This is a genomic window from Microcystis sp. Msp_OC_L_20101000_S702 (assembly GCF_007095705.1).
In the GTDB taxonomy this organism is placed as follows: domain Bacteria; phylum Cyanobacteriota; class Cyanobacteriia; order Cyanobacteriales; family Microcystaceae; genus Microcystis; species Microcystis ichthyoblabe_A.
The window spans coordinates 130,824-155,645 of record NZ_SFBO01000067.1 but is presented as its reverse complement, the minus strand read 5'-3'; the positions used below and the strand labels follow the sequence as shown (position 1 = coordinate 155,645).

At 43.4% G+C, this 24,822-nt stretch carries 21 protein-coding genes and 2 pseudogenes; 16 read left to right on the top strand and 7 right to left on the bottom strand.

Annotation, left to right across the window (positions count from 1 at the left end):
* The 3 genes from EWV60_RS07535 to EWV60_RS07525 form a co-directional block, all read left to right on the top strand.
* Window positions 1–780, top strand: a 780-nt coding sequence (locus EWV60_RS07535) for a photosynthetic reaction center family protein (RefSeq protein WP_287231712.1), incomplete at its 5' end; no start/stop codon positions are given.
* Window positions 781–1,315: 535 nt separating this feature from the next.
* Window positions 1,316–2,266, top strand: coding sequence for an NAD-dependent epimerase/dehydratase family protein (locus EWV60_RS07530; protein WP_016514763.1), 951 nt, complete (start codon window positions 1,316–1,318; stop codon window positions 2,264–2,266).
* A gap of 50 nt (window positions 2,267–2,316) precedes the next feature.
* Entirely contained in the window at window positions 2,317–3,072 is a 756-nt protein-coding gene (locus EWV60_RS07525; RefSeq protein WP_287231711.1) for a cobalt-precorrin-6A reductase, read from the top strand.
* A 291-nt stretch (window positions 3,073–3,363) separates the two neighbouring features.
* On the opposite strand, the gene EWV60_RS07520 is transcribed toward EWV60_RS07525, so the two are convergent.
* Entirely contained in the window at window positions 3,364–4,191 is an 828-nt protein-coding gene (locus EWV60_RS07520) for a DUF3598 family protein (protein WP_287231716.1), read from the bottom strand.
* 37 nt (window positions 4,192–4,228) lie between these two features.
* On the opposite strand from EWV60_RS07520, the gene panD reads away from it, so the two are divergent.
* Window positions 4,229–4,648 carry an aspartate 1-decarboxylase gene (gene panD, locus EWV60_RS07515; protein ID WP_103113020.1) on the top strand — a complete coding sequence of 140 codons (420 nt, stop codon included), beginning with the start codon at window positions 4,229–4,231 and terminating at the stop codon, window positions 4,646–4,648.
* A gap of 74 nt (window positions 4,649–4,722) precedes the next feature.
* On the top strand, window positions 4,723–5,910 hold the full coding sequence (locus tag EWV60_RS07510; RefSeq protein ID WP_287231710.1) for a TRC40/GET3/ArsA family transport-energizing ATPase: 1,188 nt from the start codon (window positions 4,723–4,725) through the stop codon (window positions 5,908–5,910).
* A 383-nt stretch (window positions 5,911–6,293) separates the two neighbouring features.
* Here EWV60_RS07510 and EWV60_RS07505 read toward each other — a convergent pair whose 3' ends face one another.
* Window positions 6,294–6,623: an NAD(P)H-quinone oxidoreductase subunit M gene (locus tag EWV60_RS07505; protein WP_002738864.1), complete on the bottom strand. Its 330-nt coding sequence runs from the start codon at window positions 6,621–6,623 to the stop codon at window positions 6,294–6,296.
* Window positions 6,624–6,817: 194 nt separating this feature from the next.
* On the opposite strand from EWV60_RS07505, the gene rpsO reads away from it, so the two are divergent.
* From rpsO to EWV60_RS07470, 8 genes and pseudogenes are all read left to right on the top strand, one after another.
* A complete protein-coding gene (gene rpsO, locus EWV60_RS07500) occupies window positions 6,818–7,087 on the top strand; it encodes a 30S ribosomal protein S15 (protein WP_002738807.1) in 270 nt (89 codons plus the stop codon).
* Window positions 7,088–7,111: 24 nt separating this feature from the next.
* The gene (locus EWV60_RS07495; protein ID WP_002738795.1) at window positions 7,112–7,576 is read left to right on the top strand and encodes a PAM68 family protein; all 465 of its coding nucleotides are present in this window, start codon (window positions 7,112–7,114) and stop codon (window positions 7,574–7,576) included.
* A 58-nt stretch (window positions 7,577–7,634) separates the two neighbouring features.
* Complete coding sequence (gene aroF, locus EWV60_RS07490) at window positions 7,635–8,690, top strand: 3-deoxy-7-phosphoheptulonate synthase (RefSeq protein WP_002739223.1); 1,056 nt, start codon at window positions 7,635–7,637, stop codon at window positions 8,688–8,690.
* Between the two features lie 65 nt (window positions 8,691–8,755).
* The gene (locus tag EWV60_RS07485) at window positions 8,756–9,409 is read left to right on the top strand and encodes a Uma2 family endonuclease (RefSeq protein WP_287231709.1); all 654 of its coding nucleotides are present in this window, start codon (window positions 8,756–8,758) and stop codon (window positions 9,407–9,409) included.
* A gap of 7 nt (window positions 9,410–9,416) precedes the next feature.
* On the top strand, window positions 9,417–10,073 hold the full coding sequence (locus EWV60_RS07480) for a Uma2 family endonuclease (RefSeq protein ID WP_287231708.1): 657 nt from the start codon (window positions 9,417–9,419) through the stop codon (window positions 10,071–10,073).
* 177 nt (window positions 10,074–10,250) lie between these two features.
* Window positions 10,251–11,609: an SUMF1/EgtB/PvdO family nonheme iron enzyme gene (locus EWV60_RS07475; RefSeq protein ID WP_287231707.1), complete on the top strand. Its 1,359-nt coding sequence runs from the start codon at window positions 10,251–10,253 to the stop codon at window positions 11,607–11,609.
* Between the two features lie 159 nt (window positions 11,610–11,768).
* A pseudogene (locus EWV60_RS23155) lies at window positions 11,769–11,891 on the top strand (Uma2 family endonuclease); the annotation flags it as partial.
* Between the two features lie 374 nt (window positions 11,892–12,265).
* A complete protein-coding gene (locus EWV60_RS07470) occupies window positions 12,266–13,639 on the top strand; it encodes an SUMF1/EgtB/PvdO family nonheme iron enzyme (RefSeq protein WP_287231706.1) in 1,374 nt (457 codons plus the stop codon).
* Between the two features lie 66 nt (window positions 13,640–13,705).
* On the opposite strand, the gene aspS is transcribed toward EWV60_RS07470, so the two are convergent.
* Window positions 13,706–15,493, bottom strand: coding sequence for an aspartate--tRNA ligase (aspS, locus tag EWV60_RS07465; protein WP_002741863.1), 1,788 nt, complete (start codon window positions 15,491–15,493; stop codon window positions 13,706–13,708).
* Between the two features lie 220 nt (window positions 15,494–15,713).
* Between aspS and EWV60_RS07460 the strand changes: the two genes are divergently transcribed.
* On the top strand, window positions 15,714–16,496 hold the full coding sequence (locus EWV60_RS07460) for an aldolase/citrate lyase family protein (RefSeq protein ID WP_287231705.1): 783 nt from the start codon (window positions 15,714–15,716) through the stop codon (window positions 16,494–16,496).
* A gap of 772 nt (window positions 16,497–17,268) precedes the next feature.
* Here EWV60_RS07460 and EWV60_RS07455 read toward each other — a convergent pair.
* Both EWV60_RS07455 and EWV60_RS07450 read right to left on the bottom strand, forming a co-directional pair.
* Window positions 17,269–18,003: an SDR family oxidoreductase gene (locus tag EWV60_RS07455; RefSeq protein WP_287231704.1), complete on the bottom strand. Its 735-nt coding sequence runs from the start codon at window positions 18,001–18,003 to the stop codon at window positions 17,269–17,271.
* 157 nt (window positions 18,004–18,160) lie between these two features.
* Entirely contained in the window at window positions 18,161–18,949 is a 789-nt protein-coding gene (locus EWV60_RS07450; RefSeq protein ID WP_287231703.1) for a class I SAM-dependent methyltransferase, read from the bottom strand.
* Between the two features lie 72 nt (window positions 18,950–19,021).
* On the opposite strand from EWV60_RS07450, the pseudogene EWV60_RS23150 reads away from it, so the two are divergent.
* Window positions 19,022–19,233, top strand: a pseudogene (locus EWV60_RS23150) (MvdC/MvdD family ATP grasp protein); the annotation flags it as partial.
* A 212-nt stretch (window positions 19,234–19,445) separates the two neighbouring features.
* Window positions 19,446–19,604, top strand: a complete 159-nt coding sequence (locus EWV60_RS07445; protein WP_002750786.1) for a microviridin/marinostatin family tricyclic proteinase inhibitor — start codon at window positions 19,446–19,448, stop codon at window positions 19,602–19,604.
* Window positions 19,605–19,768: 164 nt separating this feature from the next.
* Here EWV60_RS07445 and EWV60_RS07440 read toward each other — a convergent pair whose 3' ends face one another.
* Complete coding sequence (locus EWV60_RS07440) at window positions 19,769–20,248, bottom strand: hypothetical protein (RefSeq protein ID WP_002750783.1); 480 nt, start codon at window positions 20,246–20,248, stop codon at window positions 19,769–19,771.
* A gap of 277 nt (window positions 20,249–20,525) precedes the next feature.
* Complete coding sequence (locus EWV60_RS07435; protein ID WP_287231702.1) at window positions 20,526–24,782, bottom strand: non-ribosomal peptide synthetase; 4,257 nt, start codon at window positions 24,780–24,782, stop codon at window positions 20,526–20,528.
* Between the last annotated feature and the right edge of the window lie 40 nt (window positions 24,783–24,822).

The window sequence follows — 24,822 nt, the reverse complement described above, 5'->3', positions numbered from 1 at the left end:
TTAGATGAGTGGTTATACAACGGTGGTCCCTACCAGTTAGTCATTTTCCACTTCTTACTAGGTGTCTTCTGCTACCTCGGTCGTCAGTGGGAACTGTCTTTCCGTTTAGGAATGCGTCCCTGGATTTGTGTCGCTTACTCGGCACCTGTATCCGCCGCTACTGCTGTATTCTTAATCTATCCCATCGGACAAGGTTCTTTCTCTGATGGTATGCCTTTAGGAATCTCTGGAACCTTTAACTTTATGTTCGTGTTCCAAGCAGAACATAACATTCTGATGCACCCCTTCCATATGTTAGGTGTTGCCGGTGTGTTCGGCGGTTCCTTGTTCTCCGCGATGCACGGTTCGTTAGTAACTTCTTCCTTAGTGCGTGAAACCACTGAAATCGAATCTCAGAACTACGGTTACAAATTCGGTCAAGAGGAAGAAACCTACAACATCGTTGCCGCTCACGGTTACTTCGGACGTTTAATCTTCCAATACGCTTCTTTCAACAACAGCCGCTCTCTGCACTTCTTCTTAGGTGCTTGGCCGGTAATCGGTATCTGGTTTACGGCAATGGGTGTTAGCACCATGGCGTTTAACCTCAACGGTTTCAACTTCAACCAGTCGATTCTCGATTCTCAAGGTCGTGTAATCGGTACTTGGGCCGATGTGCTGAACCGCGCTGGTATCGGTATGGAAGTAATGCACGAGCGCAACGCTCACAACTTCCCCTTAGACTTAGCTAGTGGTGAACAGGCTCCCCTAGCTCTGATTGCTCCCGCTATCAATGGTTAATTCCTAGTCTGAACGAAAAGGCACTCCCGCGAGGGGGTGCTTTTTTGTTGTTAGAATTATGATAAGCGTTGCTGAATTAGGCGATGATTTGATAATTTTGGATTGATCATCCTGAAGTCTTTTTTTGGATTGTTAGAACTATCTGTAAACATTAGAGTTCTTGCATAATTAATTTTTGATAGTTTAAAAATGAGAAGAATAGGCATAAAATTGCATAAAATCCCTGAATAGAGCATTTAATTGATTAATGATCATTCTTAATTCTCCTGACTACTGATACTAAATCCAGTTATTAAAAACTGATTATTTATTCCCCTTTGCCTTTTGCCTCTCCTCATAACTAGCCTGTACTCAACGGATTTAGTATGACTACTGGCTCGTGACTCCTCACCTAAGGAAAGATTTTTGATTTTTGCAAGAGATCTAATCTATCGATTTTGATCCCTAAAAGCTGACAGCGGACGGCGGAAATTAATTGCGGTAAAAAGAACAAAAATGATTACAATCGATACAAAATATCAACGACTAGGATTAAATGGCTACTCATATTGTTACTGGTGTCGCGGGTTTTATAGGTTCTAGCTTGGCAGAAAAGCTTTTAGAACAAGGAGATCAGGTGATCGGTATCGATCAATTTAACGATTATTACGACCCCAGTTTAAAGCGCCAAAATGCCCATATTCTAGCAAAATATCCCGAATTTAAGTTAATTGAAGCGGATATACAATCCCTCGACTGGAGACAACTGTTGCAAGGAGTAGAAGTATTATTCCATCAGGCAGCCCAAGCAGGAGTCAGAGCAAGCTGGGGTGATGGATTTCGTCAATATACCGAAAGGAATATAAATGCTACTCAAATTATCCTTGAGGCCGCTAAGGAAACCCCTTCTTTACAACGGATGGTTTTTGCTTCCACTTCCTCGGTGTATGGCAATGCGGAAACGATGCCGACTCCGGAAACCCTTTGTCCCCAACCAGTTTCACCCTACGGCATCACCAAATTAGCGGCAGAAAGACTCTGTTGGCTATACCACCAGAATTTTAACGTTCCCGTCACTGCCTTGCGTTATTTCACCGTTTATGGACCGCGGCAACGTCCCGATATGGCTTTCCATAAGTTTTTTCAAGCCGCGATCGCAGGTAAACCGATTGGCATCTACGGTGATGGAAAACAAACCCGCGATTTTACCTTCATTAGCGATGCTGTAGCCGCTAATTTAGCCGCTGCTGTAGTGCCGGAAGCGTTGGGTGAGGTGTTTAATATTGGTGGTGGTAGTCGCGTGGTTTTGCTGGATGTCTTGGATACCATGGAAAAAGTCATCGGTAAACCGATCGAGCGACTGCATCAAGGATTGGCCCGGGGAGATGCCCGTCACACCGCCGCCGATGTCACCAAAGCGCGTACTATTCTAGGTTATAATCCCCAAGTCTTTTTAGCCGAAGGATTAGCCCAAGAATGGCAGTGGATTCAGGGATTATATTGTTAAGTTAATTAGGGTTGGCCGAATATCAGTGGAAGCCTTTTGGCGATTGCTAGATGACTAAAAATAAAAGAGTGCTGATTTTAGGGGGAACAGGGGAAGCGGCGGTATTAGCGGCTAAAATTGCGGCAATTCCGGGTATAGATGCCATCGCTTCCTTTGCCGGTCGCACGAGAGAACCGATTACTTTCACAACTCCCTCTCGCCGGGGGGGGTTTGGTGGTGCCACTGGGTTAGCCAATTATCTGCGGCAAGAAGGCATTGATTGTTTAATTGATGCTACCCATCCCTTTGCCGCACAAATTTCCTTTAATGCCGCTCAAGCCGCCTCGGATTGTGGTATTCCTCGATTAATGTTAAGTCGTCCAGCTTGGGAAAAAGTATCTGGAGATAATTGGATTGAAGTAGAAAACAATCAAGCGGCGGCGAATATTTTACCAGAGTTAGCACCGAGGATATTTCTCACTATTGGTCGGCAAGAACTGGCAAGTTATGCACACTTAAACAATATCTGGTTTTTGATGCGGATGATTGACCCGCCAGAACCAGATGTCATCGTACCGATTGGAAAATTATTGTTGGAACGAGGGCCTTTTTCCTTGCAGTCAGAGCGCTCTCTTTTACAAGAATATAAGATTGGGGCGATCGTGAGTAAAAATAGCGGCGGTGATGCCACTTACGCCAAAATTATCGCCGCTAGAGAGTTGGGAATAACCGTGGTCATGGTACAACGTCCACCTGTACCTGAAGGAGAAAAAGTGGCGGATGTTCAAAGTGTCCTGGCATGGTTAGAAAAAAGATGGCTCTCTTGATGAGACCTCTTGCAAAAATCAAAAATCTTCCCTTAGGTGAGGAGTAGGGGGCTAGTGTATTAGTATAATAGACTGGAACTTAATATAGCACTTTTCACATCACTAAGGTATCGACAAGTTTTGCCAACAAAGGGTTTAAGCCCCTTGCCTATGGCTCATTCTAATGAAAACTGCTATAGTAAGTAGTCATGCAAAATAAATTTTCTAGTGAAGATAGGCAAAAGGCAAAAGGCAAGAGCTTTATCAAAATGTGTAATTAATTTTGCTTAGGTACTTATAATAGATAATAGTCTAATAGTTTTCTTTTTCCTCCGTCACCAGAGTAATACCTGTCCATTCTCCCTTCTGATCATAAGAACGAATTAGGCGCTGTCTTTGAGTAGGAGAAAGCAACCAACCCACCTCTAAAACAAAAGGATGACCAGCAGTAATTTTCAGAGGTGTATTACAGGAAGCTCCATCGGGCAGCATCAGAATTTGCACCAGCAGCTGACTATTTTCAAACAACAATCTTTGTCCCTCAATACGAGCGCTAGAAGTGATTTGATGATCACCAAAAGTCAAAGTTTGCGAGAGATAATTATCCCCCTGACGCTCGATCGAGATATGGGTAGAATAGGCAGCAGAATTATAAAAATCCCGTCCCGTTGTCACTGCTTGTCCTCGCCATTGACCCAGTAATTGCTCCACCGTTAACATCGGTCTTTCTGGTGACTGAGAATCAACTAACTTTTCCCGAATTAAAGTCAAGCGATCGAACTCACAGCGTTCATTAAATAACTGTATGATTCTTAATCGTCTTTCTCCAGAGATTAAGCCAAATTCTGCTCCGAATTGTGAGGAAAAACTACTAAAATATAGAGAACCTTGACAAAAAGCTCCCGTCTGGCTAAATAGAATACCCTGATGCAGAGAACTATACTCTAAAATTAAATTTTCCGGCTCTCGATCGCTGTAGAGACGGCGAACCAATTGACGAATCGATTGATTATTATTAATGCCTTGCAAAGATACCAAAGTCGGGGTATCTTCGATCAAGTCGCCTTGGGGAGACAGACGAGTAAAAGAACCTTGCCATTGACCGAGATTTTTTAGTAAACATTCCCACTGGGAGAGCATAATAATTGAGGTAATTGGGGGAAATAGGAAAAAATACATGGGAACAATTCGATTAATGCACGCCAAACTCCATCGAGTGCGCGTCAGCGAGGCTAACGTCGATTATGTCGGCAGTATCACTATCGATCGAGAATTGATTGAGCGGGTCGGTATTTTGCCCCTTGAAGAGGTGGATGTGGTCAATCTTAGCAATGGTAAGCGCTTTTCCACCTACGTTTTTCCTGGCCAAACCGGGGAAATTTGCCCTAACGGTGGTGCTGCGCTGCTCTGTCAACCCGGAGATATTTTGATTATCTATGCCTACGAACAACGTCCGAGGCAAGAAGTTCTCGAAAACGGTCATTTTGCCAAAGTTCTCGTCGCTGATGCCGAAAATCGCTGTCAGCAATTTTTTGAACAGAGCCTAATTCCCCGGAGTGATGGTCAGGGAGTGGAATTTTATAGCCGAGAATGCTGATTCTTGTCCTCAATTTGTTAACTTTCCCGTCATAATAAGAATAAGTAATGTAAACTTTCTTAGAATCAGCCCCCATGCGTGTAATTCTCATGACCGGTAAAGGAGGCGTGGGTAAAACCTCCGTCGCCGCCGCTACAGGACTCCGCTGCGCCGAACTTGGCTATAAAACCCTAGTTCTCAGCACCGATCCCGCTCACTCTCTCGCTGACAGTTTCGATCTCGAATTAGGTCACGATCCTCGTTTGGTACGTCCCCATCTTTGGGGAGCAGAATTAGATGCACTAATGGAGTTAGAAGGCAACTGGGGCGCAGTAAAACGTTATATTACTCAGGTATTGCAAGCTAGGGGTTTAGATGGAGTGCAAGCGGAAGAATTAGCGATTTTACCCGGAATGGATGAGATTTTCGGCTTAGTTCGCATGAAACGCCACTACGATGAGGGTACTTATGATGTGTTGATTATCGATTCCGCACCCACGGGGACAGCTTTACGATTGCTGAGTTTGCCAGAGGTGGGCGGTTGGTACATGAGAAGATTTTACAAACCTTTACAGGGAATGTCGGTGGCATTGCGACCACTGGTGGAACCTTTTTTTCGACCGATCGCCGGTTTTTCCCTACCGGACAAGGAAGTTATGGACGCTCCCTACGAGTTTTATGAGCAGATCGAGGCTTTGGAAAAGGTTTTGACCGATAATACTCAAACCTCGGTACGTTTGGTGACAAACCCCGAAAAAATGGTGATTAAGGAGTCTTTACGCGCCCATGCCTATCTAAGTCTCTATAATGTTTCTACCGATTTGATTATTGCTAATCGGATTATTCCCGACAAAGTAACCGATCCTTTCTTTGCTCGTTGGAAAGAAAATCAACAGGGTTATAAACAGGAAATTTACGATAATTTTCATCCCTTACCGGTTAAGGAGGTTCCTCTCTACTCCGAAGAAATGTGTGGTTTACCCGCTTTAGAAAGACTGAAAGAAACTCTTTTCGCCGGGGAAGATCCGACTAAGGTTTATTACCACGAAAACACCATTCGGGTAGTTCAACAGGAAAATAATTACAGTTTGGAGTTATATTTACCCGGCATACCAAAGGAACAGATACAACTAAATAAAACTGGAGACGAGTTAAATATTCGCATTGGTAATCACCGTCGTAATTTAGTTTTACCCCAAGCTTTGGCAGCCCTGAAACCTTCCGGAGCAAAAATGGAGGATGATTACCTGAAAATCTCTTTTAGCAACGTGGTAAAAGTTTAATTTCCCCAGATTGGGTGGAGCTAAGGGGAGTGGGGAGCTTTTCAGTGATCAGTAAACAGTGAACAGCGAACTGAAAACTCAAATTCGATCCCTGATAGCTATCTCCCCTCAACCGTCTCGACTAGGAAATTAATTTTGCACGACCACTTATCTCTTGGATTTGGTGGGTAAAATGTACTCTAAGATATATTCCCCCTAGCGCGGGGGTGGAACTAACCACAAAGACACAAAGGACACAAAGATCGATCCTATGTAAGTTAAACTTATCACACAGAACCTAGAAGAGCCATTGTTCCCTCACCCCAATTCGTGAAATTCCTCATTGCTGCGATGCAAATTCCCCACCTGCCTAGGTGTCCGGGTGGGGACTGACGCGGGATCGTTCACCCTAATTTCGGTAAACCCATACTATAGTTCTGGACCCTGGCATTGAGATTATAGCTGATTTCGCCTTTTTGCAGGAGAGAACGGATAAAATGTTCCAGATCTGAACCGATGCGACGGAGATTATATTCGCTCAGTTCTTCCCCATTGTAGGACTCTACCAATTCATCAAACTTACTATAAACCTTATTGAGAGCTACTTCTTCCCAATTAAATTCATTATCGGGATCCACATCAAGAGTCAAAACATTGTTACTCTCGATTAATTGATTATTTTTTACTTCAGCCGTATAAATGCGAATATGACGGGTCGTGGATTTTAACAGCATGGAATCTTCAGGGTAAGTTAGACGCTATGTCTAAGATTTTGCCATGATTTGCGGCAATGGGGAATTGGGGAATTGGGGAATTGGGGAGATTGGGAAGCTGTCTCATCACCCTATCTCCCGAACAATGTTTACGGATCGACCAGAAACGTGATACTATAATAGATTGCAGTGTTTAAGCAGAGATCACGAGTCCTATGGCCTTAACCCAGACCAAAAAACAAGAACTAATCAGCCAATATCAGGCCCACGAAACCGATACAGGATCATCGGAGTTACAGGTAGCTTTCTTAACCGAGAGAATCAACCAACTGACCGAACACCTGAAAGCTAACCCGAAAGACCACGCTTCCCGTCGGGGATTACTCCAGATGATCGGTCGTCGTCGGGGACTGTTAACCTATATTCAGAAGAAAGATCAACAACGTTATCAAACCCTGATTGGTCGTCTCGGAATTCGCCGTTAAGCTTACCCCCTTTGCATCCCTACCATGGCCTCTGAATCGAAATCGACGGAGAAAAAAGAGCGTCTTCCCTTTGAGCCGCGCCAAAATAAGCGAAAAACCCCGAAAATTGCCCCTAGTCCCGTGCCACCGCCGATAAAAAATCGCTCCGAGGAAACCAGCTTAAAGGCAATTCCGCAAGCGGTCAGTCAGCGGATGGCCAAACGGATGGCGGTATTTTGTGGCATTCCGACAGTATTGGGGATAACTTCCTTTTTTGGCTTCTACTGGATTATTAGCCACAATCTTCTCGAAATCCCTTCCTACGTCGCCATGCTCGTCAGTTTAAGCCTATTTGGTCTAGGTTTTATCGGTCTGAGTTATGGCATCTTCTCCGCTTCTTGGGACGAGGATCGGGTGGGGGATTGGCTAGGATGGCAAGAATTTCAAGCTAATTTTGGCAGAACGATCGCTGCTTGGCGGTCCGGCAAAAAAGAAGTGGAAGAAAAATAGATAACCTCTAGAAATCGTCAACAATAGAGATTAAAGGAAAAAATAAAGGGTTAATGCCATGATTATTGTCATGAAAGTTGGTTCCCCGGAAATTGAAATCGAGCGCGTCAGTGCCGAATTCGAGGCATGGGGATTAAGTCCTGAAAAAATCGTCGGTAAGCATAAAGTTGTCATCGGTTTAGTCGGAGAAACCAGGGAATTAGACCCCCTACAAATCCAAGAATTAAGCCCTTGGATCGAAACCGTCCTGCGAGTCGAACAACCCTTCAAACGCGCCTCTTTAGAATACCGTCACGGGGAATACAGCGAGGTTTTAGTCCCCACTCCTAACGGTGTTATCCCCATCGGCAGAAATCATACCGTTAGCATTGTCGCCGGCCCCTGTTCGGTGGAAAATGAAGCGATGATCGTGGAAACTGCCAAACGAGTGGCGGCGGCTGGAGCGCAATTCCTCCGGGGTGGTGCCTACAAACCCCGCACTTCTCCCTATGCTTTCCAAGGTCACGGGGAAAGCGCTTTAGAATTACTAGCGGCGGCTAGAGATGCCAGTGGTTTGGGTATTATCACGGAAGTAATGGACGCGGCGGATCTCGATAAGATTGTCGAAATAGCCGACGTGGTGCAAGTGGGGGCGCGCAATATGCAGAATTTTTCCCTCTTGAAAAAAGTTGGGGCGCAACCGAAACCAGTCCTACTCAAGCGCGGCATGGCGGCCACTATTGAAGATTGGTTGATGGCGGCAGAATATATCCTCGCGGCAGGAAATAGCAATGTCATTCTCTGCGAACGCGGTATCCGCACCTTTGACAGTAAATATACTCGCAATACCCTAGATTTATCCTGTATTCCCGTTTTAAGAACTTTAACCCACCTGCCGATCATGATCGATCCTAGCCACGGTACGGGTAAATGGGAATATGTACCGACCATGGCCATGGCTTCCCTGGCAGCTGGGGCCGATTCCTTGATGATCGAGGTGCATCCTAACCCAGCCAAGGCCCTATCCGATGGGCCGCAATCCTTGACTCCCGACCGGTTCGACCAGTTAACGCGGGAGTTAGCGGTCATTGGTAAGACGATTGGGCGTTGGCCCCAGGTTCCGGCACTGGTTTAATTAAGATGATCAGGGGGTGAGTCAACCCCCTTTTTTGGGCATAAATTTCGCTTTTCGGGGCAGTTATGGTGACAGTTCCTCTGGAGTTAAATACTAGCGAAATCCGGGCAGAAAGACGGGTTACTTTTTATCATCTCAATTGGTTATCCTATCAGCAAATTTTACAGGCCCTAGGGGAAAATAATCGCGCCCATTTATTTTATGATCGTGGCACTTTAGAGATTACTATGCCCCTAGAAGAACACGAGTTTTATCGAGAATTAATCGGACGTTTTATCTATTTTTTGGTGTCTGAATTGGGTTTAAAAATTAAAAGTCTGGGTTCCACAACTCTAGCTAGGGAAGATTTAGAGCGAGGAGCAGAACCGGATAATGCCTACTACATTCAAAATCAAGCCAAAGTGCTGGGAAAAAGGATTAATTTAACTGAAGATCCGCCCCCAGATTTAGTGGTGGAAGTGGATATAACCCACACGGATATTAATAAATTAGCACTTTATGCCCGTTTGGGAGTGCCAGAATTATGGCGTTTTAATGGACAAATCTGGCGCATTTATCGGTTAGAAAATGGGGTTTATCAGGAAGAAGAATTTAGTCCCACTTTTCCCCTAGTTCCCAAAACTAAACTCTATGAATTTTTAGCTACTGCTAAAGAGGATGAAGTGAGGGCAGAAAAGAATTTAAGAGCATGGGTTGTTAGTCAACTAGCTGAAAGTTGAGGTAATTATGGTGACAGTTCCTCTGGAGTTAAATACTGAGCAAATTAGGGGCGAAAAACGGGTAGTTTTTAATCATCTCAGTTGGTTATCCTATCAGCAAATTTTACAGGCCCTAGGGGAAAATAATCGCGCCCATTTATTTTATGATCGTGGTACTTTAGAGATTACTATGCCCTTAGAAGAACACGAGTTTTACCGAGAATTAATCGGATTATTTATTCGGATTTTGGTGGTAGAATCGGGTTTAAAAATTAAAAGTCTGGGTTCCACAACTCTAGCTAGGGAAGATTTAGAACGAGGGGCAGAACCTGACAATGCTTACTATATTCAAAATCAAGCTAAAGTGCTAGGAAAAAGGATTAATTTAACTGAAGATCCGCCCCCAGATTTAGTGGTGGAAGTGGATATAACCCACACGGATATTAATAAATTAGCACTTTATGCCCGTTTGGGAGTGCCGGAATTATGGCGTTTTAATGGACAAATCTGGCGCATTTATCGGTTAGAAAAGGGGGTTTATCAGGAAGAAGAATTTAGTCCCACTTTTCCCCTAGTTCCGAAAACTAAACTCTATGAATTTTTAGCCACTGCTAAAGAGGATGAAGTGAGGGCAGAAAAGAATTTAAGAGCATGGGTTGTTAGTCAACTAGCTAAAAATAATTAACTAGGGTTTGCGGCAAAAAGTTTGTTGGTGGGGTTAGGGGTTAGGAGCCGGTCGTCAGGAGTCAGGAGTCAGGAGACAGGAGAATTAAGAATGAGTAATAATTAATTAAATGGTTTATTTAGAGATTTTCTGCCAGTTAATCTGGCTCTCCCCTACTTGTGGTCATAAGAAAAAGTTATGAAAAAGTCAGAGATTCAAATTTTCCTAGCTCACGCTAGTGAGGACAAACCAGCAGTTTTGGCACTGCATGAGCGCCTTAAGCAAGCGGGATATAAACCTTGGTTGGATAAAAAAGACCTGATTCCGGGTCAAATTTGGCGAGATGAAATTCCGAAAGCGATTAAAGCTAGTCAGATTTTTCTCGCCTGTCTGTCAGCGAAATCAGCTAATAAGCAGGGATACATCCAACGGGAGTTGAGGATTGCACTTGATACCTTGGGAGAGATGCTACCGGGGACAATTTTTTTTATTCCCATGAGGTTAGAAGAATGCGAAATTCCTGATCTGCGACTTGCAGAAGTTAGCTTGAATCTGCAAGATATTCACCGGCTTGATTATTGGCAAGAAGACGGATTTGAGCAACTAGAAAGAGCAATTGGCTATCAGTTCAAGCTTGAACCGGAAGAGCCAAAACAACTGTTATCAGTATTTAACTTTGAGGTGGTGGGAGTAAATGCGAAGGGTGAGCAAATCAAAAAAGAGTCGAAACAGTCCCAATATTTCAGGGAAGATCTGGGCAAAGGCATCACCTTAGAAATGGTCGCCATTCCGGGGGGAACTTTCCTGATGGGAACAGAAGATGAGGAAATCGAAAGACTGGTTAAAAAATTTAATTGGGAAGGATTTAGAAGGGAAAGACCACAACATGAAGTAACTGTCCCACCCTTCTTTATGGGTAAATACCCCATCACCCAGGCCCAGTGGAAAGCGATCGCCTCTCGCACGGATTTAAAAGTTAAACAAGACCTTGATTTCAAGCCAGCCTATTTTAAAGACCGTCCCGATAGCGATCGCCGTCCCGTAGAACAAGTCAACTGGTACGATGCCGTCGAGTTCTGTGCGAGATTATCAAAACTAACGGTTCGGGAATACCGACTACCGAGTGAAGCGGAATGGGAATACGCTTGTCGTGCTGGAACCACCACCCCGTTTTACTTTGGGGAAACCATTACGGGGGAATTGGCTAACTACAATGCCAGTAATACCTACGCCGATGAACCGAACGGAGAATATCGAAACGAAACAACTCGCGTGGGACAATTTCCCCCAAACGCCTTTGGACTGTACGATATGCACGGCAATGTCCGGGAGTGGTGCGCCGATACTTGGCACGATAACTATGACGGTGCGCCGACGGATGGCAGTGTCTGGATAGAAAATGGTAATGATAATCGTTCTCCTCTGCGGGGCGGTTCCTGGGGCTACAATCCTACTTACTGCCGTTCCGCGATTCGCTACGACTACTACTTCCGCCGCGTCAACCGCATCAACAATTACGGTTTTCGGGTAGCCTGCGTTTTCGGGAGAACTCTCTAACCCTTTTTCCTTTTTCCCCTTTTACCCTCATTCCCTATTTTTTCTTTTTTCTTTTCTTTCCCGCCCTTAGGCGGGTCGATTTTGTAGGGGCGAACTCGACCCATTTGGTCGATTTTTGCTTAACAATTGTCAAGGATTGTTAAGATGCGCTTACCCTGCACTTTTCCCCTAGTTCCCAAAACTAAACTCTAGGAATTTTTAGCCACTGCTAAAGAGGATTAAGTGAGGGCAGAAAAGAATTTAAGAGCATGGGTTGTTAGTCAACTAGCTAAAAATAATTAACTAGGGTTTGCTGAAAAAGTTTGTTGGTGGAGCCGGTCGTTAGGAGACTCCGAGACAGGAGAATTAAGAATGAGTAATAATCAATTAAATGGTTTATTTAGGGTTGGCTGAATAAATGTGAAATGTAGGCAAGGTAAGGGTTTTGTGGCTCTTCTCTTGAAACAGGTGCCAGATTTTGAGAGAATCGTCCTTCAAAACCTTGCGTCTTCATCGGCCCGCGTCCTGTAGGGGCGAAGCATTCGGGCAATAACCTATCGGTGAAACTGGAGATTTTCTATCCGAATGCTTCGCCCGTACTTTTTCAGCAAGCCCTATTTAGAGATTTTCTGCCAGTTAATCTGGCTCTCCCCTACTTGTGGTCATAAGAAAAAGTTATGAAAAAGTCAGATATCCAAATTTTCCTAGCTCACGCTAGTGAGGACAAACCAGTAGTTTTGGCACTGCATGAGCGCCTCAAGCAAGCGGGATATAAACCTTGGTTGGATGAAAAAGACCTGATTCCGGGTCAAATTGGGCGAGATGAAATTCCGAAAGCGATTGAAGCTAGTCAGATTTTTCTCGCCTGTCTGTCAGGGAAATCGGCTAATAAGCAGGGATACATCCAACGGGAGTTGAGGATTGCACTTGATATCTTGGGAGAGATGCCACCGGGGACAATTTTTTTTATTCCTATGAGGTTAGAAGAATGCGAAATTCCTGATCTGCGAAGTGCAGAAGTTGGCTTGAAGCTGCGAGATATTCACCGGCTTGATTATTGGAAAGAAGACGGATTTGAGCAACTAGAAAGAGCAATTACCCATCAGTTCAATCCTGAACCAGAAGAGCCAAAAAAACCCGTAATCGTCACTCCACCGTTATCAGTATTTAACTTTGAGGTGGTGGGAGTAAATGCGAAGGGTGAGCAAATTAACAAAGAGTCGAAACAGTCCCAATATTTCAGGGAAGATTTGGGCAGCGACATCACCCTAGAAATGGTTGCCATACCGGGGGGAACATTCACGATGGGAACGGAAGATGAGGAAATCGAAAGACTGGTTAAAAAATTGCGTTGGGAAGGATTTAGAAGGGAAAGACCACAACATGAAGTAACGATTAAACCCTTCGACCTGGGTAAATATCCTATCACCCAGGCCCAGTGGAAAGCAATCGCCGACCGCCAGGATTTAAAAGTTGAAAAAGACCTTAACCACAACCCAGCCAGTTCCAAAGACCGTTCCGATAGCGATCGCCGTCCCGTGGAAAAAGTCAACTGGTACGATGCCGTCGAGTTCTGCGCGAGATTATCTAAACTAACGGGAGGGGAATACCGACTTCCCAGTGAGGCGGAATGGGAGTACGCCTGTCGTGCTGGAACCACCACCCCATTTTACTTTGGGGAAACCATTACGGGGGAATTGGCCAACTACTGTGCCAGCAATACCTACGCAGAACAAGCGAAGGGAGAGTATCGACCAGATACGACTCCCGTGGGACAGTTTCCCCCAAACGCCTTCGGACTGTACGATATGCACGGCAATGTCTGGGAATGGTGCGCCGATACCTTTCATGGTAATTATGACGGTGCGCCGACGGATGGCAGCGTCTGGGTGCAAAATGGGAATGATAATTCTTCTCCTCTGCGGGGCGGTTCTTGGTTCGACAATCCGTATTACTGCCGTTCCGCTTGCCGCCTCAATTACCTCCGCCGCGACTTCGGCTACTACCATGTCGGTTTTCGGGTGGTGTGCAGTGCTGGGAGGACTTTGTAGCAGAAAAGAATTTAACTTAGTGTCAACAGACTTGCAAAAATTAGGTGGGCAATGCCCACCCTAATCTTAGGATGGCGGTTTGTAGGTAGAAGCAACGGATAATTCCTTTAATTGCTTGGCTGCCACTGTTGAAGGTGCAGAAGTGAGTAAACAACTAGCTTGCTGGGTTTTCGGGAAAGCAATCACATCGCGAATCGATTCTTCTCCTGCTAACAACATCACCAAGCGATCTAAACCGTAGGCGATACCACCGTGGGGAGGGGTTCCGTATTCAAAAGCTTCTAACAAAAAGCCGAATTTATTATAGGCTTCCTCTGGGGACAGACCGATGGTAGCGAAGACTTTTTCCTGTACTTCCCGTTGATAGATCCGCAAACTGCCGCCACCGATTTCAATACCATTAAAAATCATATCGTAGGCTAGGGCGCGAGCGTGGGCTAGATCGTCTAAATCTTCGGGATTGGGGGCAGTAAAGGGATGATGCAATGCTTCTAGGCGTTTTTCCTCGGCGTTGTATTCAAACATCGGGAAATCCGTCACCCAGAGGAGGTTGATTTTCTCCGGATCAATTAATCCCAATTGTTCCCCTAAAACTAGGCGTAGGCGGGATAGGGATTTATTGACTGTATCGGTATCTCCCGCCCCAAATAAGAGCAGATGCCCCGGTTTTGCGCCAGTCTTCTCGATTAAAGCCTGTTTTTGTGCCTCTGTCAGGTTATCTTTAATCGCACCGATGGTATCAAAATCGTAGTCCTCGCGCACGCGGATGTAGGCGATTCCCTTCGCACCCGCATCGGTGGCTTCTTTGAATAAATCCCCACCCGGTTTGATTCTGACGTTAGAAATCGCCTCGTTACCGTTGGGAATCGGTAAAACTTTCACCGTTCCCCCACTAGCGATCGCACCTGAAAACACCTTAAATCCCGAATCGGCAAAAATCTCCGCCACATTGACCAATTCCAAGCCAAAACGGGTATCGGGGCGATCAACCCCATAGCGATCCATAGCCTCAGCATAGGTTAAACGGGGCAGGGGGAGGCTTATATCGATATTTTTGACTTTTTTGAAGATATGAGCGATCAAAGCCTCATTGAGGGCTAAAATCTCGCTTAAGGAGAGAAAACTCATCTCCATATCCAACTGAGTAAATTCCGGTTGACGATCAGCACGCAGATCTTCATCGCGGAAACAGCGAGCGATTTGATAGTAGCGATCCATTCCCGACACCATTAATAATTGCTTAAATAGTTGCGGTGATTGGGGTAAAGCGTACCATTGGCCGGGGTTGACACGGGAAGGAACCAGATAATCCCGCGCTCCTTCGGGAGTCGATCGAGTTAAAATTGGCGTTTCCACTTCGATAAAATGCTGTTCATCTTCGAGAAAACGGCGCATTTCCTTGACAACTTGGTGACGTAGTTGTAAATTCTGACTCATACGCTCCCGGCGTAGGTCTAGATAGCGGTATCGCAAGCGCACATCTTCCCGGACTGATTCACTTTCGGAACTGGAGACGACAAAAGGCAGTTGTTTAGTAACCCCGTTGAGAATCTCGATGCTAGTGGCGTAAATTTCGATTTCTCCGGTGGCAATGCGCGGGTTAAGGGATTCGGGGGGCCGTTGACTGACTGTTCCCGTCACCTTGAGGACATACTCGTTTCTGACGGTTTCAGCGATGGGGTAGGAAGCGGGGGTTCGTTGGGGATCACTGACGATCTGGACAATACCACTGCGATCCCGCAGATCAATAAAAATAACGCCACCGTGATCGCGACGGCGATCGACCCAACCGAAGAGGGTGACACTTTTTTCAATTTCGATCGCGCTAAGGTCGCCACAGTAGTGAGTTCGCATAGTCTAACTAGAGAATTACTTATATTACGAATGTAGTATAGAAAGGATGTGGCCAGAAAAAAATCAGACGGCCTTGCTTATTATGCCAGTATTTTGTCGCCTTTGTCCTCTTGTTTAGGGTATTTTTATGGTCTTCTAGTCCTCAGCTATCGGCTTTTCGCAGATGGGCTATAATCAACAAGGCTCCTCTAGCAGTTACCAATTTTGAACGATTAAAAACATGAATTGCTTAGAAAAAAAAATGGTGCAACTGTTAAGAGAACTCAGGGAAGATCACCATGTTTTAGGGGTAAAAGCGGAATTCGAGACGGAAGGAACCCGACTGACGGAAGCGATGCGGTTGAAAGAAATTAGTCTGCAAGCGGGGGTGGATTTTAATCTGAAAATCGCTGGTTGCGAAGCGATCAGAGATATCTTTGATGCGGTTAATTTAGGAGTCGATCGCTTGATTGCTCCCATGGTAGAAACAGCCTACGCTTTACAAAAATATCTGCGGGCAGCTAGGAGGATTTTAGCTGATCAAGGGGTGGAAGATGTGGAGTTATTGGTTAATATCGAAACGATTACTGCCTGTGATAATTTTCAGGAAATGTTGGCGATTCCAGAGATAAAATCTCTCCATGGTATCGTCATCGGACGGATGGATTTAGCCTGTTCTTTGGGATTAACTCGCCGGGATGTGAATAGCGAGCAAGTTTTGGATCTGGCTTTACCTTTGGCAAAAAAAGCTAAGGCTGCCGGTTTGACTGTTGCTATTGGGGGTGGAGTATCACTAGATTCTTTACCGTTTTTCAAAATGTTCTGCCAAGGACATTTTGACCGATTCGAGACGCGCAAAGTTATCTTTGATTGTCCCCAAGCTTTGGATAATTTTAGTTTAGCTTTCCAAAAGGCGATCGAGTTTGAATTACTCTGGCTAGAGAATAAAAAAAATTATTATGGTGCTATTGTTCGTGAAGATGACCAGCGTTTAGCAATCCTCCATGATTTACTTTTTGGTTAAAGATATTCGTCCTTCGATCAACCGCTCAAAACCTAGGCAGCAAAGTTATACGGATGTGGATTCATTGGCTCTTCTCGACTTTGTGTAATAATTTTTGCTTATGGAATTGTGAAATGCTTATCGGGCAAGACTTTTATGGCTGTTTTGCCGAAGAAACTATCAGTATAGACCTCGTTTCCACACAGAAACTAGAAGAGCCAAGAAAGCCACTTATTATGAATAACTTCTGTTAAGTAAGTAGTTATAATTAAATTGAAGATAGATTTTGCCTCTGATCCCCCCTGCACCCCTTGATAAGGGGGGTGCCGATAGGCGGGGGATCCCCCCTGCACCCCTTGATAAGGGGGGTGTCTGACAACTTTTAACACCTACCTACTTAATTATTTTAAGGTGGTGATTCGGTAGTAGTGAAAAAATTAAAAATTATCTCTCTAATATACCGTTTCTCTCTCTATCACTATGAATACGGTCTTATCCATTAGTCACATCTTTCTTAACATTTTAACCCTTTGTAGCACAGGGCTTTCAAAACTCGATTAACAATCTATAATATTCCTGGTTGACACCCTTACTGACAAAGAAAAAACTGAAATCAAGTCAGGATAAGGGTTAGAATACTTACTGACAAAATTGTTAAGAAAGATCCCTATAAGGGATAGGGTACTTATTAATTTTCCTGCATTTTTCTGCTCACTTTGTTATTTTCGCTTTTTTGCTCTGACACCAGATTTTTTGTTCTCGAGGATTTCTCGGTCTTTTTTCACCATTTCTTTTAAAGAGTAACTCCACCGTCCACAGGTAAAACCACACCTGTCATATAGGGGTTGATAATCAAACTCAATACTGCTAGGGCGACTTCTTCGGGTTGCCCTAAATGTTCGACAGGTAGGGCAGAAACCGCCCATTTGCTCAAGTCCGAGCGTTCTGAATCACCTTGACTGCTCCAGATAGTTGTATCTTCTATTAATCCGGGGGCAACAACGTTAACGCGAATAGGAGCGATTTCTAGGGCGAGGGCGCGTCCAAATACGGCTACGGCACTATTAGCGGCGGCTATGACGGAAATTCCGCCCATTTTGGAATATTTGAACATAGTAACGCTGGATGTCAGGGTAATAGAACCGTCCTTGGCCAAAGTTTTCAGGGAGCCACGCACGGCTAAAAAGGTTGCCCAGAATTTCTCCATACCTCCCCGGGCCGTTTCTGTGGTCATTTCAGTTAATAAGGCTCGCGGCATATTTCTGTCTCCCAGAGAGGTGACTACTAAATGGTCAAAGTTGCCAATTTCTGCAAAAAAGGTATTAACAGAATCTTCTTGTAAAAAATTAACAGTTTTGGCTTCAATCTCCCCGGAAATTAGGGCAACGGCGGCAGCTAATTTCTCTTGAGAAGCATGGGAAAGCACCACTTTTGCCCCTAGGGAGAGCAATTTTTGAGCAATCGCTAGGTCAATCCCGGAGCTTGCACCAATAATAACGACTTTTTTACCCGATAAGGAATCAAACATTTTTTTGTCTCCAAAAATTCAAGAAAAACTGACAACTAAATTGAAGATAGATGTTGGGTTCGATCTCCCCTTAATCCCCCCTTGGTAAGGGGGATGCCGATCCCCCCTGCTACCTTAATAAAGGGGTGTCTGACAATTTTTAACATCTACCTACTTATTACAGCATATTGACTGGTTTTTGAGCAGCAACTAACCAATAAGTTATGACCGAGGAACTTAGCAAATTATCCAGAGGCTTAATGTTTAAATTATAGGTCTCTTCGTCTAATTTTCCTGATTGCAATTCCTCTGTTAACCAAGACTTAAGATGGCGAAAATGTCTGAACCAGCACTCCTCCGTCACCTCGACAAATTGAACATCTTTAAACCCTGCCTGTTGATAAAGATTTTGATACTCTGCCCTATCTTTGACCGTGTTTGCTTGAGGAACTGTCCAATCCCCTAAAAGTTCCGTTGTGGCAAAACTCAGATCTGAGAGAATTAAGGTTCCCCCCGGCTTTAATACTCGCCAAGCTTCTCGGAGGAATTGCTGTCTAGTATTAAAATAAAAAGCCGCTTCTACACAAATAATTTGCTCAAAAGAATGATCAGCAAAATCCATCTCTACCGCGTCCATTAACAGAAATTTACCCTCGGGAAAATTCAAGAGACTTCTGGCAATTTGTGTCGGAGAAATGTTAATCCCTACAATTGCTGTCAATGGATAATATTTGAGAAGATAATGGGTAGTTGCTCCTAAACCGCAGCCAACGTCAAGAATTGTTCCCTGTTTGTTGGGAATAAATTCTAAAAGTTTCTCCATCAGAGTACAGGATGCTTCCTGTTGATCTTGGGTATGGGAGAGCCAATAACCGACATTAAAAAACTCTCTTTCACCATAAAACTCTCGAATCGAAGGACTACAAATTAAATCATCGAATCTACTAATCCATTCATTTTTATCCATTGTTAAACTCACTTAAATCTCTCGACAAAAAACTACATTAGTCTAACACGATTGGGCTTAGTAGAGCGGGAAGTGGGTTATAGCAATGCTTGCCCAACTGCTGTTAAGGTGCTAGATATTGACCGCGTGGCTGAGGCGATAGAAAAAAAAAAGGAGCCGCACCTTTTACCTTAGATACCGATAAATTTCCCTGAGAGGTTCAACTAACAGCCCAATTTAATGGTAAAAAAAGTTTTTATCAATTAACCTATAACCATCAATCTATATTATCATATCTGGTCAGGGACAGAAGTTATCGCTTTTCAATTAGGAATGGGGAGCGGAGAACAGGGAAGAAAACTGGCGTACCTGATGACTCTGAATACCGCTATAAGTGTCACCGATGGGAGTGCGAGTAAGGTGAGGATTTGACTTGAGTAAGACGGCAATATATGTTACTATCACAGGGTAATCGCAGCTATATTGAAAAAGCTGCTACTCAAAACTAGGAACGACCATGAATTATCCCAATAGCGAACAAAGTAAAGCAATCCCCTTCTTTGCTCGTTTTTTATCTGCGGACCAAGACGAGGCTCCGACTCCTGATTCCCCCCCCGATTCTGAACCCGCTCCCGTTTGGACTTGGAAATGGCCTTCTGACTGGGAAGATAGTTAATTAATTTAAAGATTGCTTTCAGTAATTCACACAGAAAACAACCACCGCCATAAGTCAAGCAGGAGTAAGATTTATGGCGGTTTTTTGTTGTATTTAGGGTTTGCTGAAAAAGTCAATTTGCCGGTGAGGGCAGCGGGGGGAGAAAGTGCTTAGTCAAGTCACAACTACTCTTCAGCAATTTCGACTTCTTTGGGAGCAATGGGTTCTTCGGCAGCAATTTCTACTTCAATAGCCTTTTTCAGGTTAAGTTTTAGAACTTGAGAAATTGGCAAACCTTCCACCTCATTGATGAGATATTCTTGAGTTTCTGTTTCACGACGTTTGAGATAGACCGTTTTAAGCAGTGCCTCAATGCCATAACCCGTCACAATGTCGCCAATAATGGTAGAGAGGCCTAAGACCCCAAGTCCACCAATTAGTCCCAGCGGACCGCCTAACCCAAAAAGTGCGTAAATCATCGGATAGGCAGTACCACCGGATGCGGCAACAGCAATAATGAAAATAATGCCGGGGAGTCCCAGAGAAGCAAGTTTTTGAACAACTTCATCCAGAGAAATTCCCCAGGAGACAAGTTTTTTGTTGATTTCTGTGGGATTAATTCCGAGAAAATCATTGGGAATGGCCGTTTCAGTAGTTTCCGTCATTGATGAGACTCCTAAAATCACTAAGTTGGATTGGTTGGTCGGGATTTCAGTCATATAAAATCCATGGTAAGGCAAAAGAATACAAATTGGCTGTCTAGCAATCAGATGCCTTGCAGCATTTTACATTAGTCTTACCATTCACACAACTTGTAGAAAATCGTCAGTTCTTAGATTAAATCCTGTTTAAAAGATACAGGAGATTGGAGAGAAACAATTGATAACTGAGTTTTTCAAGTTGAATTGGCAGTTAACCATAGTCTTAAAAACGGGTTTGGTATCAAATCTCAAGGCAAACTTTTAACTCTTCGGCTAAAATCTGGACATGGGGTTCCACCATAATCGAGACATGATTTCCTAGTACGAAATGAATCTCAACTGGCTCTGTAGAAAATTCACTCCAGCCTAAAGAGGAATCCTCGCAATCTCCAGCTATTAAATCTTTATTTGGATCATCAGCTAATTCCTCCCTGGCCCGTATAATCGTAATTTTACCAGGATAAATCTGTTTAGGGAGATAATCAATCAGACATAAACAGCTAGTTTTATAGGCTTGGACAATTTTTTCAAGCTGCCTAGTTTCCGCATTGGGAGGAAGCATATTAGCCAGTTTAAAAAAGTTTAAGGCGTATCTTAATTGTTCCTCCACTGTTAAGAGTTGAAGAGTTTCATAGGAAATATCGATGGTTTTATCTAAATAAACTTCGATACCTTTGCTGACTTCAGCTAACCATCGCGCATGATCCCAATCAATATAATCTAGCAAAATTTGCTTATCTTTATAAGTTGGTGCTGAAGAATCAATTATTGCTAGTAATGCCACTTGTTGACCCTGATTAACCAACTGTTGAGCCATTTCAAAAGCCACATTACCACCGTAGGAATGTCCTCCCAAAAAGTAGGGGCCTTGGGGTTGTAAATCCTGCATTGCTTGAAGATAAATACTGGCTATATCCTCAATACGAGTGATTTCTCCAAACTGTTGATAGAGATCATTTTCAAAACTGTAGAAAGGTTGATCTTTTCCTAAACAACGTCCTAAATGGTAAAAATAAAATGGTCGTCCCCCGGCGCCTGGAACACAGAAGAAAGGAGGCTTTGAACCCTGGGGTTGAATGGGAACCAAACAAGACTGGTTAGAGGAATCTGCATCGGTTTGGATAATGGTCGCTAACTGTTCAATAGTTGGGTTTTGAAATATTGTAGTTACGGCAATTTCTTTGCCTAACTGTTCTTTAATTTGGGTGATTAAATAAGGAGCTAAAAGGGAATGACCACCGAGGTCAAAAAAGTTATCATGCACGCTAATTTTGTCAATCTTTAGCACTTTTGACCAGATTTGCACGAGGTTTAATTCTAACTGATTACGCGCTTCAATAAATCTGTCTGAATCACTGGTATTACTAGGAGCTTTTAACGCACGGCGATCAATTTTTCCGTTAGCTGTTAAAGGGAAAGACTCCAGCAGCACAAAAGCACCAGGAACCATATAACCGGGCAATTTATGGCTAAGAAATTGACGCAAATCGCCACTTGTTAGCTTTACTCCTAGCTTAGGTACAATATAGGCAACTAACTGTTTTTCCCCGGGATTGTCTTCACGAACAATCACACAAGAAGACTGTACCGCCTGATTTTGACTAAGTACGGCCTCAATTTCTCCCAATTCAATGCGGAAACCGCGAATTTTTACTTGATTGTCAATCCGTCCTACATATTCAATATTACCATCGGGTAAATAACGCGCTAAGTCTCCCGTTTTATATAATTTTGACGGCTCATTGCCCCCCTTATTAAGGGGGATTGGGGGGATCACTTCATCCTTCTCAAAAGGATTAGGAATAAATTTTTCTTGGGTTAATTCGGGACGATTGAGATAACCTTTGGCTAATCCTGCACCAGCAATATGTAATTCTCCTACTACACCAATCGGGACAGGTTGGAGATAGTTATCTAAAATGTAAACCTGTGTGTTGGAGATTGGACAACCAATGGGAATTGACTTTATTGTTGCCTCTAGTTGTTTAGGAATAGGATAGCAACAGGTAAAAGTTGTACTTTCTGTTGGTCCATATCCATTAATAATTTGCGTCAATGGCAAAGTTTCCAGTGCTTTATGAACATGAGCAACTGAAAGTGCTTCTCCACCAATTAGTAGCTGTTTAATTCCTGATAAAGCTTGGGAATTATCGTCAATAATCTTATTGAACAAAGCAGCCGTTAGCCATAAAATAGTAATGCCATGTTTGTCTATTGCATTTCTTAAACTTGTAGCGGTAGGAATATCTTCCGTAAAAATCACACATCTCGCACCATGTAATAAAGCACCCCAAATCTCAAAGGTAGAAGCGTCAAAAGCAATGGGAGCCATTTGTAAAAATCTTTGTGTTGCATCCAGATGTGCGTAATTTACGCCAAACAAAAGACGGTTAACGCTACGATGAATAACCCCAACGCCTTTAGGTTTACCTGTAGAACCAGAAGTATAAATAACGTAGGCTAAATTATCCGCAGAAACTGTGCTGTTCAGATTATCCTGACTTGCTTGATTAATTTGTTGCCAATCTTTATCTAAACAGATAACAATAGCCTGATGATTTGGCAAGGAAGTTTGTAAAGATTCGCAGGTTAATATTATTTTAACCTGGGTATCTTGGAGCATGAAGCTAATGCGTTCTTGGGGATAATCTGGGTCAATAGGAACATAAGCTCCACCGACTTTAAGAATAGCCAATAATCCCACAATCATGTCTAAAGAACGTTCTAGACAAATCCCCACTAATTCATCTGGTTTTACTCCTAATTTCCGCAAATAATGGGCTAATTGATTAGCACGACAATTTAACTCATTGTAGGTTAATTTTTGCTCTGAACATACCACTGCTACCGCATCGGGTGTGCGTTTTACCTGTTCTTCAAATAATTGATGAATACATTTATCAGAGGGATAATCTGTGTGAGTTTCGTTCCACAATGATAACAATTGATAACGTTCTTCATCACTTAACATCGATAACTGAAAAATTCCCATATTGGGATTAGCTGCAATCGCAGTTAAGAGATTCTGAAAATGTTGCCCCATTTGGTTAATAGTGGGGGCAGCAAACAAATCCGTACTATAACACCAAACCGCTTCTAAACGATCAGAAACTTCCCAAAAATTTACCTCTAAATTAAATCGCGCTTTAAGCTCAACAGATAAAGGCAAACTCTCCATCTTTAAGCCAGATAAACTGACCTCAGATTGGGGAGTATTTTGCAGTGAGAACATCACCTGTATCAAAGGATTGTGACTTAAATCTCGGTTTAATTGTAATTTTTCTACTAACATTTCAAAAGGCAAATCTTGATGAGCATAAGCTGATAAAGTTGTTTGCTTTACTCGTTCTAATAACTCCAGAAAACTCGGATTTCTCGACATATCACCCCTTAAAGCCAAAGTATTGGCAAAAAAGCCCATTAATTTCTCAATTGCCGAACTATTACGATTAGCGATGGGAGAACCTACCAAAACATCTAATTGACCACTATAACGAGAAATTAGGACAAAAAAAGCCGCCAGTAAAGTCATAAATAGTGTTGCTCCTGACTCCTGACTTAACCTTTTGAGGCGTTGCGTTAAGTCTTGATTCAGGCGAAAAACCTGCCCATCACCCCGGAAACTAGGAATTGGGGGACGGGGATAATCCGTCGGCAATTCTAAAATAGTAGGTGCATCTTGTAACTGTTTTTGCCAGTAATTAAGTTGACGTTCCAAGACTTCACCGGTGAGCCATTGACGTTGCCATACAGCAAAATCGGCGTATTGAATCGATAATTCAGGGAGAGGGGAAGGCAACCCCCGGACAAAGGCCGCATAAAGTTGAGATAATTCATCAAAGAAGATGCTCAAAGACCAACCATCGTAAATAATATGGTGCATCTTCAACAGCAATACATACTCTTGAGAACCCAGTTTAAGTAACTTAAATTGGACTAATGATTCCTTGGCTAGATTAAAGGGTTTTAAGGAGAAAGCAATCGCTATTTCTTGCAGATGTTCTGTTTGTTCATTCTTTGATGAACCTTGTAAATCTTCCAGGGGTAAACTTACGGGGGAAGGGGGAGCAATGCGCTGAATTGGTTGCCCTTCAATCATGGGAAAAGTAGTTCTTAAAATTTCGTGACGGCGAATCAGTTCACTGAGACTTTGTTCTAAAGCCAACAGATTGAGGTTTCCTTCTAACCGTAAAGCGTCCAACAGATTATAGGAATGACTATCGGGAGAAAGTTGATGCAGAAACCAGAGTCGTTGTTGAGCAAAAGAGAGGGGTAAATCCTGATCCCGTGACACGGGAATAATCTCTAAATCAACAGTATTAGTTGGGATTTTGGCCGCTTTTAAAAAGTCCAAAATTTCAGGTTTTTTGGCGGCGATTTCTTCTTTGATTTCTGGGGTCATAACCCCTTTGGGAGCCTGAAAACGAAGTTTTTCGCCTTCCAACCATAGTTTAATCTCTAAACCCTTCAAATAAGATAAAAATTCTACTACTTTCACTTACCAATTGCCTCCAAAGTTGTTGTTAAATTAGCTCTAA

Excerpts from the sequence above, each read along its gene's own strand:
- EWV60_RS07530 (WP_016514763.1), top strand. The coding sequence starts at position 1,316 with ATGGCTACTCATATTGTTACTGGTGTCGCGGGTTTTATAGGTTCTAGC.
- EWV60_RS07525 (WP_287231711.1), top strand. The coding sequence starts at position 2,317 with ATGACTAAAAATAAAAGAGTGCTGATTTTAGGGGGAACAGGGGAAGCG.
- EWV60_RS07520 (WP_287231716.1), bottom strand. The coding sequence starts at position 4,191 with ATGCTCTCCCAGTGGGAATGTTTACTAAAAAATCTCGGTCAATGGCAA.
- panD (WP_103113020.1), top strand. The coding sequence starts at position 4,229 with ATGGGAACAATTCGATTAATGCACGCCAAACTCCATCGAGTGCGCGTC.
- EWV60_RS07510 (WP_287231710.1), top strand. The coding sequence starts at position 4,723 with ATGCGTGTAATTCTCATGACCGGTAAAGGAGGCGTGGGTAAAACCTCC.
- EWV60_RS07505 (WP_002738864.1), bottom strand. The coding sequence starts at position 6,623 with ATGCTGTTAAAATCCACGACCCGTCATATTCGCATTTATACGGCTGAA.
- rpsO (WP_002738807.1), top strand. The coding sequence starts at position 6,818 with ATGGCCTTAACCCAGACCAAAAAACAAGAACTAATCAGCCAATATCAG.
- EWV60_RS07495 (WP_002738795.1), top strand. The coding sequence starts at position 7,112 with ATGGCCTCTGAATCGAAATCGACGGAGAAAAAAGAGCGTCTTCCCTTT.
- aroF (WP_002739223.1), top strand. The coding sequence starts at position 7,635 with ATGATTATTGTCATGAAAGTTGGTTCCCCGGAAATTGAAATCGAGCGC.
- EWV60_RS07485 (WP_287231709.1), top strand. The coding sequence starts at position 8,756 with ATGGTGACAGTTCCTCTGGAGTTAAATACTAGCGAAATCCGGGCAGAA.
- EWV60_RS07480 (WP_287231708.1), top strand. The coding sequence starts at position 9,417 with ATGGTGACAGTTCCTCTGGAGTTAAATACTGAGCAAATTAGGGGCGAA.
- EWV60_RS07475 (WP_287231707.1), top strand. The coding sequence starts at position 10,251 with ATGAAAAAGTCAGAGATTCAAATTTTCCTAGCTCACGCTAGTGAGGAC.
- EWV60_RS07470 (WP_287231706.1), top strand. The coding sequence starts at position 12,266 with ATGAAAAAGTCAGATATCCAAATTTTCCTAGCTCACGCTAGTGAGGAC.
- aspS (WP_002741863.1), bottom strand. The coding sequence starts at position 15,493 with ATGCGAACTCACTACTGTGGCGACCTTAGCGCGATCGAAATTGAAAAA.
- EWV60_RS07460 (WP_287231705.1), top strand. The coding sequence starts at position 15,714 with ATGAATTGCTTAGAAAAAAAAATGGTGCAACTGTTAAGAGAACTCAGG.
- EWV60_RS07455 (WP_287231704.1), bottom strand. The coding sequence starts at position 18,003 with ATGTTTGATTCCTTATCGGGTAAAAAAGTCGTTATTATTGGTGCAAGC.
- EWV60_RS07450 (WP_287231703.1), bottom strand. The coding sequence starts at position 18,949 with ATGGATAAAAATGAATGGATTAGTAGATTCGATGATTTAATTTGTAGT.
- EWV60_RS07445 (WP_002750786.1), top strand. The coding sequence starts at position 19,446 with ATGAATTATCCCAATAGCGAACAAAGTAAAGCAATCCCCTTCTTTGCT.
- EWV60_RS07440 (WP_002750783.1), bottom strand. The coding sequence starts at position 20,248 with ATGACGGAAACTACTGAAACGGCCATTCCCAATGATTTTCTCGGAATT.